Below are 8,565 nucleotides of genomic sequence, written 5' to 3' on the forward strand. Positions count from 1 at the left end.
GATCCGGCCGGGGCCCTTCCGTCGGCGCGCCGGACGCGTCACGCGCGTCCGGACGCCGCGCTGCCTCAGGCGCCGCGCAGCACCGCGCCGGTGCGGGCGACGGCCTCGGCGACGGCCGCCTCGCGGGCGGCGCTCGCCTCGTCGGCGGTCAGCGTGCGGTCCGCGGCGCGGAACCGCAGCGCGTACGCCAGCGACTTCCTGCCCTCGCCGACCTGCTCGCCGGTGAAGACGTCGAACAGCCGGATCGCCTCCAGCAGTTCGCCGGCCCCGGTGCGCAGCGCGCCCTCCACGTCGGCGGCCGGCACGGCGGCGTCGACGATCAGCGCGACGTCCTGGGTGGCCACCGGGAAGCCGGAGACCGCCGGGCCGTCGACCCGCGCGGCGCCGTCGGCGGCCAGCAGGTCCAGGTCCAGCTCCATCGCGCCGGTGCGCTCGGGCAGGTTCATCGCCTTGACGACGCGCGGGTGCAGCTCACCGGCATGGCCGACCACGCGGTCGGTGCCGGCGACCACCAGCTCGGCGCAGCGGCCCGGGTGCCACGGCATCAGCCGGCCCTGGCGCACGGTCAGCTCGACCCCGGCGGCGCGGGCCACCGTGCGGGCGGCCTCGATCGCGTCGGCCCAGATCGCCGGCGCGCCCTTGCCCCACCAGCCGGACGGCAGCCGCTCGCCGGCCAGCGCGACGGCGACCCGGCGCGGCTGGTGCGGCAGCGCGGCGTCCAGCGCGGCCAGCTCCTCGTCACTGGGCCGGCGGTCGACGGCCGGGCGCGGGGCGACCGAGCGCTCGTCCTTCGGCAGGAACACCGTGCCCGTCTCGAAGATCGCCAGATCGGTGTTGCCGCGGCCGACGTTGCGACGCAGCGCCCCGAGCAGGCCGGGCAGCAGCGTGGTGCGCAGCCCCGGCTCCTCGTCGTTGAGCGGGTTGACCAGGGTGACGGTGGTCCGCCGCCGGTCCCCCGGCTCCAGGCCGAGCGCCTCGAAGGAGGCCTCGCCGACGAACGGGTAGTTGTTGACCTCGACGTAGCCGGCCCCGGCCAGCGCGACGCCGACCCGGCGGTGCATCCGCTGGGCCTCGGTCAGGCCCTTGCCCGGCGGGACGGTGGGCATCCGGGCGGGGACGTTGTCGTAGCCCTCCAGCCGGATGACCTCCTCGGCGAGGTCGTAGGGGTCGGTGAGGTCGGGGCGCCAGGTCGGCGGGGTGACCTCCAGGACGTCGGCCCCGGCGACCGAGCAGCCGATCTCCTGCAGGCGCCGGGTGACGGTCTCGCGGCCGTACTCGGTGCCGGCGACCCGGTCGGGCAGGTCGGCGGCGATGGTGATGGTGCGCACCGGGTGCGGGGCGGCGATGTCGGTGACACCGGCCTCGGCGGTGCCGCCGGCGATCAGCACCAGCAGGTCGACGGCGCGCTGCGCGGCGGCGCGGGCGGCCTCGGGGTCGACGCCGCGCTCGAAGCGCTTGGACGCCTCCGAGGGCAGCTTGTGCCGCTTGGCGCCGCGGGCGATGACGACCGGGTCGAAGTGCGCCGCCTCGATGATCACCTCGGTGGTGCCCGGGCCGGCGGCCGGGTCGAGGATCTCGGTGGAGGCGCCGCCCATGACGCCGGCCAGGCCGATCGGGCCGCTGTTGTCGCAGATCAGCAGGTCCTCGGCGGACAGCTTGCGCGTCACGCCGTCGAGGGTGGTGAGGCTCTCGCCCTCCTCCGCCCGGCGGACCGTGATCGGGCCGTCGACGCGCTGCTTGTCGTAGGCGTGCAGCGGCTGGCCGACCTCCAGCATCACGTAGTTGGTGATGTCGACGGCGAGCGAGATCGGGCGGATGCCCGCCTTCTGCAGCCGGCGCTGGAGCCAGATCGGGGACTTGGCGGCCGGGTCGAGGCCGACGACGGTGCGGGCCACGAAGCGGTCGCAGCCGGCCGGGTCGTTGACCTTGACCAGGTAGCCGAAGGAGTTGGCCGGCGGCACGTCGAGCAGCGCCGGGTCGGCCAGCGGCAGCCTGTAGGCGGCGGCGGCCTCGCGGGCGACGCCGCGCATGGACAGGCAGTAGCCGCGGTCCGGGGTGACGGCGATGTCGAGCACCTCGTCGACGAGCTGGAGCAGCTCGATCGCGTCGGTGCCGGGCTCGTACTCGGGCGGGAGCACGATGATGCCGTTGTGGTCGTCGCCCATGCCGAGCTCGCGGGCCGAGCAGATCATGCCGGCCGAGGTCTGGCCGTAGGTCTTGCGGGCGGAGATCGGGAACGGGCCGGGCAGCACGGCGCCGGGCAGGACCACGACGACCTTGTCGCCGACGGCGAAGTTGCTGGCGCCGCAGACGATCTCCTGCGGCTCACCGGTGCCGTTGGCGTCGCCGACGTTGACGAAGCAGTGCCGGATCGGCTTCTTGAAGCCGGTCAGCTCCTCGATGGAGAGCACCTCGCCGACCACCAGCGGGCCCTTGAGGTCGCCGCCGAGCTGCTCGACGGTCTCGACCTCCAGGCCGGCGCGGACCAGCCGCTCGGCCACGTCGCGGCCGGTCTCGCCGGCCGGCAGGTCGACGTACTCGCGCAGCCAGGAAAGCGGGACGCGCATCAGATCTCCATCCCGAACGGGAGGGTGAAGCGCACGTCACCCTCGACCATGTCGCGCATGTCGGCGACGTTGTGACGGTTCATCAGGATCCGCTCCAGGCCCAGGCCGAAGGCGAACCCGCTGTAGCGGTTGGGGTCCACGCCGCAGGCGACGAGCACCCGCGGGTTGACCACGCCGCAGCCGCCGAGCTCGATCCAGCCCTCGGAGCCGCAGGTGCGGCAGGGGCGGTCCGGGTTGCCGACCGACTCGCCGCGGCACACGAAGCACTGCAGGTCGATCTCGGCGCTCGGCTCGGTGAACGGGAAGTAGGAGGGCCGCCAGCGCAGCTCCAGGCCGTCGCCGATGAGGGTCGAGACCAGCTGCTCGATGGTGCCCTTGAGGTCGGCGAAGGTGATGCCCTCGTCCACCGCCAGGCCCTCGACCTGCCGGAAGACCGGGGTGTGGGTGGCGTCCAGCTCGTCGGTGCGGTAGACCCGGCCGGGGCAGACCACGTAGACCGGCGGCTCCCGGTCGAGCAGGGTGCGGGCCTGGACCGGGGAGGTCTGGGTGCGCAGCACCACGCCGGAGTCGGCGGAGCCATCCGGGGCCTGGACGAAGAAGGTGTCCTGCATGGAGCGGGCCGGGTGGTCCGGGCCCAGGTTGAGGGCGTCGAAGTTGAGCCACTCGGCCTCGACCTCGGGGCCCTCGGCGACCTGGTAGCCCATCGCGACGAAGGTGTCCTCGATGCGCTCGGCCAGCGTGGTCAGCGGGTGGCGGGCGCCGCGCGGGGTGCGGTCGTAGGGCAGGGTGACGTCCACCGCCTCCTCGACCAGCACGCGGGCGTCCCGCTCGGCCTCCAGTTCGGCCTGCCGCTTGGCGAGCGCCTGGTTGACGGCGCCCCGGGCCTGGCCGATCAGCTTGCCGGCGGCGGCCTTGGCGTGCGGGGGCAGGGCGCCGATCTCGCGGTTGGCGAGGGACAGGGCGGAGCGGTCGCCGGTGTGGGCGACCTTGGCCTGCTTCAGCTCGTCGAGGCTGGTGGCGGCGGCGAACGCGGCGACGGCCTCGTCCCGGGCCGCCTCCACCACCTCGGGCTTGAGGGCCTCGACCTCGACCGGGTCGTACGACTTGTTGGGTGCCGACATCTCTATCTTTCCCGTGCTCCTGCTCGTCCGTGCTCAGGTAAGGGGCTCGTGCCTTCGCGTCACGCCCGGCGTGGCCGGGGCACGGGCAGCCGTTCTCCGAACCGGGGAGGCGGGGTGTCCGCGGCGCAGCCGCGCGGGGCGTTCCACAACGCCAAAGGTCGAGTGTAGTCGCAGCGCGTAGCGCAGCTGCCGTCAAGCCCGCCCGGGGTGCCGACCACGGCAGGCCGTGTTCGGCGTCCATGCCCCTTCAGAGCATGAAGTCGGGGATCCCGGCGGGCAGGATGAATCGGAACCGGGCGCCGCCGCCGGGTGCGCGGTCGACGCGGATCGAGCCGCCGTGGGCCTCCACGATGCCCTTGACGATGTAGAGGCCGAGCCCGGTGCCGCCGCGCTTGGAACCGCGCCAGAAGCGGGTGAAGACGCGCGGCACCGCTTCCTCGGGGATACCGCTGCCTTCGTCGCTCACGGTGACCGCTGTGCCTTCCACGATGCGGGGCGGGGTGCCGGGGCGCTCCCAGACGGGGGCCTCGACGACCTCCTTGGCCGGTGCCACCTCGATGGTGACAGTCCCCTCGCCGTGCCGCACGGCATTTTCCAGCAGGTTGGCGAGCACCTGGTCGACCTTGTCGGGGTCGGCCCACAGCACGGTGAGCGGCTCGCTGACCCGGATGTCGAAGCGTTCCTCGGCGATGCCGGTGGCCACCTTGCGCTCGACGTGCCGGCGCACGGCGGCGGCGAGGTCGACGACCTGCTTGCGCAGCTCCAGCCGGCCGGCGTCGATCCGGGAGATGTCCAGCAGCTCGGCGATCAGCCGGGTGACCCGGTCGGCGTCGGCGTCCACGGTCTCCAGCATCAGGCGCTTCTGCCCGTCGGTGAACCGCTCCCACTTGGCGAGCAGGGTCGCGGTGAACCCCTTGACGCTGGTGAGCGGCGAGCGCAGCTCGTGCGCGACGGTGGCGATCAGCTCGGCGTGGCTGCGTTCGGTGCGCCGGCGCGCCTCGGTGCCGCGCAGGGCGATCACCAGCCGCTCCAGCGGCCCCCCGGGGCGCTCGCGGACGTAGCGGGCGGAGACCAGCACCTCGCGTCCGCCGGGCAGCAGCAGGTTGCGCTCCGGCTGGCCGGTGCGCACCGCCAGGCCGCCGTAGGGGTCGGTCAGCTGCCACCAGCGGCGGCCGTCGAGGTCCTCCAGCGGCAGGACGTCCTCCAGGGCGCTGCCGAGCGCGTCCTTCGGGGCGACGCCGGTCAGCCGGGCGGCGGCCCGGTTGAAGCGGACCACCCGGCCCAGGGCGTCGGCGACCACCAGGCCGTCCGGCAGGTCGTCCGGGTCGAGCTCTGGCCCGCTGCCGACCATGGGTGTCCTCCCCGATTACCCACCGTGTCTTTCCCCCCACCGAGGCAGACCCTAGCGCCTCACAGCCTCGGGTAATAGGGCCCGCGACGAGTTCCCGGCACGGGTCGGCGCACGGGTCACCCCGCGGCGCGGCACCCGCCCGGCGAGCGCTGGGCGCGGGCCGAGGCGTAGAGGCACACGGCGGCGGCGGTGGCCAGGTTGAGGCTCTCGGCGTGTCCGTGGATCGGCACGCGCACGACCTCGTCGGTCAGTGCGCGGGTCTCCTCCGGGAGCCCCCACGCCTCGTTGCCGAACACCCATGCGCCCGGTGCGCCGAGGGTGCCCTCGTCGAGTTCCCGGTCGAGGTCCCGCTCCCCCGCGCCGTCAGCGGCCAGCACCCGCACCCCGGCCTCGCGCAGCCGGCCGATCGCCTCCTCGACCGGCACGCCGACGGCGACCGGGAGGTGGAACAGGCTGCCGACCGAGGCCCGCACGGCCTTCGGGTTGTAGAGGTCCACGGAGGCGTCGGTGAGCACCACGGCGTCCGCGCCGGCCGCGTCGGCGGTGCGCAGCACGGTGCCGGCGTTGCCGGGGTCGCGCACGTGGGCGAGCACGGCGACCAGCTTGGGGCGGGCCGCGAGGACGTCGGCGAAGGGCGTGTCGATGAAGCGGCAGAGCGCGACGATGCCCTGCGGGGTCACGGTGTCGCAGATCCCGGCGATGACCTCGTCGGTGGCGGTCAGCACCGGCAGCCCCTCGTCCAGGGCGGCCCGGACGATGCCGGCGTGGCGTTCGGCGGCCTCCGGCGTCGCGTAGACCTCGACCACGGCGTGCTCGCCGGTGCCCGGCAGCCTGCCGAAGGCGACGGCCTCCCGGACGGCCTGCGGGCCCTCGGCCAGGAAGCGGCGCTCCTTGGTGCGCTGGTTGCGCTTGGCCAGCCGGCGGGCGGCGACGACGCGCGGCGAGCGCAGGGAGGTCAGCAGGGGGGTGTCGGTGCTCGGCATGGTCTCGTTCTCTGGAGGCGCTGAAGGACGGGGTCAAAGCAGGACCGGACCCGCAGGCGAGCCTGCGGGTCCGGTCAGAGCTCAACCGATCTCGGAAGATCAGGCGGCGTCGGCGGCGGCCTTCGGGGCGTTCACGTCGGCCGGCAGCGCCTTCTGGGCCACCTCGACCAGGGCGGCGAAGGCACCCGGGTCGTTGACGGCCAGGTCGGCCAGCATCTTGCGGTCGATCTCGACGCTGGCGGCCTTCAGGCCCTGCACGAAGCGGTTGTAGGTGATGCCGTTGGCACGGGCCGCAGCGTTGATGCGCTGGATCCACAGCTGACGGAAGTCGCCCTTGCGCTTCTTGCGGTCGTTGAAGTTGTAGACCAGCGAGTGGGTGACCTGCTCCTTGGCCTTGCGGTACAGGCGCGAGCGCTGGCCGCGGTAGCCGCTGGCGCGCTCCAGGATGACCCGGCGCTTCTTGTGGGCGTTGACTGCCCGCTTGACGCGTGCCACTTGATTACTCCTTGAGTTGGACCACGGACTGCTTCACGTGGTCCGTCATTCGAATGGGTCGGGAAGGATCAGCTGCCCCGCACACGACTCGCGCCGGGCGGGAGGGCGATCACTTGCCGAGAAGCTTCTTGATCTTCTTGGCGTCGGCGGGGGCCAGCTCGATCGTCCCGGCCAGCTTGCGGGTCAGCGTCGAGGGCTTGTGCTCCAGGAGGTGGCGGCGGCCGGCGCGCTCGCGCAGCACCTTGCCAGAGCCACTGATCTTGAAGCGCTTGCTGGCGCCACTGTGCGTCTTCTGCTTCGGCATTTCGCCGTATCTCCTCGTCGGTCCGTCCACGCCCGCGCGGTGTGCGCCGCGCGGGCGTGAAGGATGGATCTGCGGTGACCGGGCGGGACGCCCCGTCACCCTGGTGGCCGGTCTCCCGGGCCTTCCTGACCCTGGGGGTCAGGCGCCCTGGGAGGCCTCGGCCGGCTGCTCGACCGGAGCGGCGGCCTCGGGGGCCTCCACCTCGGCGGCGGCGTCCTGGGCCTCGGCAGGCTCGTCGGACTCGGCAGTGGCGGCGTCGGAGCCGGCGGTCCGGCCCTGGCGCTCGGCCTTGCGGGCGTCCGCGGCGGCGCGGGCCTCGGCCATCGCCTCGGTCTTCTTCTTGTGCGGGCCGAGAACCATGATCATGTTACGGCCGTCCTGCTTCGGCGAGGACTCGACGAAGCCCAGGTCCTGGACGTCGTCGGCGAGCCGCTGGAGCAGACGGAAGCCCAGCTCGGGGCGGGACTGCTCACGACCGCGGAACATGATCGTGATCTTGACCTTGTCGCCCTGCTTGAGGAACCGGACGACGTGACCCTTCTTGGTGTCATAGTCGTGCGGGTCGATCTTCGGCCGGAGCTTCATCTCCTTGATGACCGTGTGCGCCTGGTTCTTGCGCGCCTCACGGGCCTTCATGGCCGACTCGTACTTGAACTTGCCGTAGTCCATGAGCTTGCACACCGGCGGCCGGGCGGTCGCCGCGACCTCGACCAGGTCGAGGTCGTACTCCTGCGCGAGCTCCAGCGCCTTGGCAAGCGGCACGATGCCGACCTGCTCGCCGCTGGGACCGACGAGTCGCACCTCGGGGACGCGAATCCGGTCGTTGATGCGGGGCTCGGTGCTGATGGGGCCTCCTCGGTTGCACCTTCTGCGATGCGGCCGTCGGACGGCGGTCGCACGTAGTGGACTCGACCACTGGGCGGGGCTTCATTCGTGCTGCGCTGTACCCGGCTCCGTTCGGCCGTTCACACCGCGACACGAAAAAAGCCCCGCTCGGTACACAAGCGGGGCTCCACACAACCGGGGGCGGCACCCGGTGAGGGGCGCTGCGGCGACCGTCGGCACACTGGGCGCCCGTCGCGGACCGGACCCGTCGACCGCGAGGCCGATCAGGTGGGAGACTTTCGCGGTTGCCCTCTCGGGCCTCCTGGGTGGAGCCTCCACTTGCTGGCCGGACCTCCGTGAGGACGTCTGGCCGGTCAGTCTCGAAGCATACAGCGCCGAGGGGTCGAACGCTATTCCGCCCCCGCGCGCCCCGGCTTGTACGCTCCCTCTGTACGGACACCGGCACGACGGAACGAGCCCCCTTTGAGCAGCGAGCCCACCCAGACCCCCGCCGCGGACGACGAGGCGATCGGCTTCGACGACCTCACCCGGGACATCGCGGAGGTCCCGGCCGTCGAGGTGATCACCACCGTCGCGGTGCACCTGATGAGCGCCGCCGCCGTGAAGTGCGGCCTCGCCGAGGGCGGCGAGAAGGACAAGGACCTCGACGAGGCCCGCAAGCTCATCACCGCGCTGGCCGGGCTGGTCACCGCCGGCGCCCCGGAGATCAGCAACTTCCACGCCGCGCCGCTGCGCGACGGCCTGCGCTCGCTGCAGCTGGCCTTCCGCGAGGCCTCGATCGTCCCGGACGCGCCGGGCGCGGGCCCGGGCGAGAAGTTCACCGGTCCGGTCTACTCCTGACGTGACCCGCGCGGGGGCGGGCCCCTCCCCGGGCGAGGGGGTCGCCCCGCCCCCCCCC

At 73.2% G+C, this 8,565-nt stretch carries 8 protein-coding genes; 1 reads left to right on the plus strand and 7 read right to left on the minus strand.

Annotated elements, in window-relative coordinates; genetic code table 11:
• Nucleotides 1-65 precede the first annotated feature (65 nt).
• From pheT to infC, 7 genes are all read right to left on the minus strand, one after another.
• Nucleotides 66-2,567 carry a phenylalanine--tRNA ligase subunit beta gene (gene pheT / locus ACFXAM_RS35990; RefSeq protein WP_380297817.1) on the minus strand — a complete coding sequence of 834 codons (2,502 nt, stop codon included), beginning with the start codon at nucleotides 2,565-2,567 and terminating at the stop codon, nucleotides 66-68.
• Entirely contained in the window at nucleotides 2,567-3,688 is a 1,122-nt protein-coding gene (gene pheS / locus ACFXAM_RS35995; protein WP_355370869.1) for a phenylalanine--tRNA ligase subunit alpha, read from the minus strand. Before pheS ends, pheT begins: the two co-directional genes overlap by 1 nt.
• Before the next feature lie 247 nt (nucleotides 3,689-3,935).
• Nucleotides 3,936-5,039, minus strand: coding sequence for an ATP-binding protein (locus ACFXAM_RS36000; protein WP_380297820.1), 1,104 nt, complete (start codon nucleotides 5,037-5,039; stop codon nucleotides 3,936-3,938).
• Nucleotides 5,040-5,155: 116 nt separating this feature from the next.
• Nucleotides 5,156-6,022: a TrmH family RNA methyltransferase gene (locus ACFXAM_RS36005; protein WP_380297822.1), complete on the minus strand. Its 867-nt coding sequence runs from the start codon at nucleotides 6,020-6,022 to the stop codon at nucleotides 5,156-5,158.
• A gap of 99 nt (nucleotides 6,023-6,121) precedes the next feature.
• Nucleotides 6,122-6,517 (minus strand): 50S ribosomal protein L20, encoded by a 396-nt coding sequence (gene rplT, locus ACFXAM_RS36010; RefSeq protein ID WP_030395970.1) that lies wholly within the window; start codon nucleotides 6,515-6,517, stop codon nucleotides 6,122-6,124.
• A 109-nt stretch (nucleotides 6,518-6,626) separates the two neighbouring features.
• The gene (gene rpmI / locus ACFXAM_RS36015) at nucleotides 6,627-6,821 is read right to left on the minus strand and encodes a 50S ribosomal protein L35 (RefSeq protein WP_045701618.1); all 195 of its coding nucleotides are present in this window, start codon (nucleotides 6,819-6,821) and stop codon (nucleotides 6,627-6,629) included.
• A 138-nt stretch (nucleotides 6,822-6,959) separates the two neighbouring features.
• Nucleotides 6,960-7,667 carry a translation initiation factor IF-3 gene (gene infC, locus ACFXAM_RS36020; protein WP_380297826.1) on the minus strand — a complete coding sequence of 236 codons (708 nt, stop codon included), beginning with the start codon at nucleotides 7,665-7,667 and terminating at the stop codon, nucleotides 6,960-6,962.
• Between the two features lie 462 nt (nucleotides 7,668-8,129).
• Here infC and ACFXAM_RS36025 point away from each other — a divergent pair, with 462 nt between their 5' ends.
• The gene (locus ACFXAM_RS36025; RefSeq protein ID WP_380297824.1) at nucleotides 8,130-8,507 is read left to right on the plus strand and encodes a DUF1844 domain-containing protein; all 378 of its coding nucleotides are present in this window, start codon (nucleotides 8,130-8,132) and stop codon (nucleotides 8,505-8,507) included.
• Nucleotides 8,508-8,565: the final 58 nt, after the last annotated feature.

The sequence above is a fragment of the Kitasatospora sp. NPDC059462 genome (genome assembly GCF_042749955.1).
Classification (GTDB): Bacteria; Actinomycetota; Actinomycetes; order Streptomycetales; family Streptomycetaceae; genus Kitasatospora.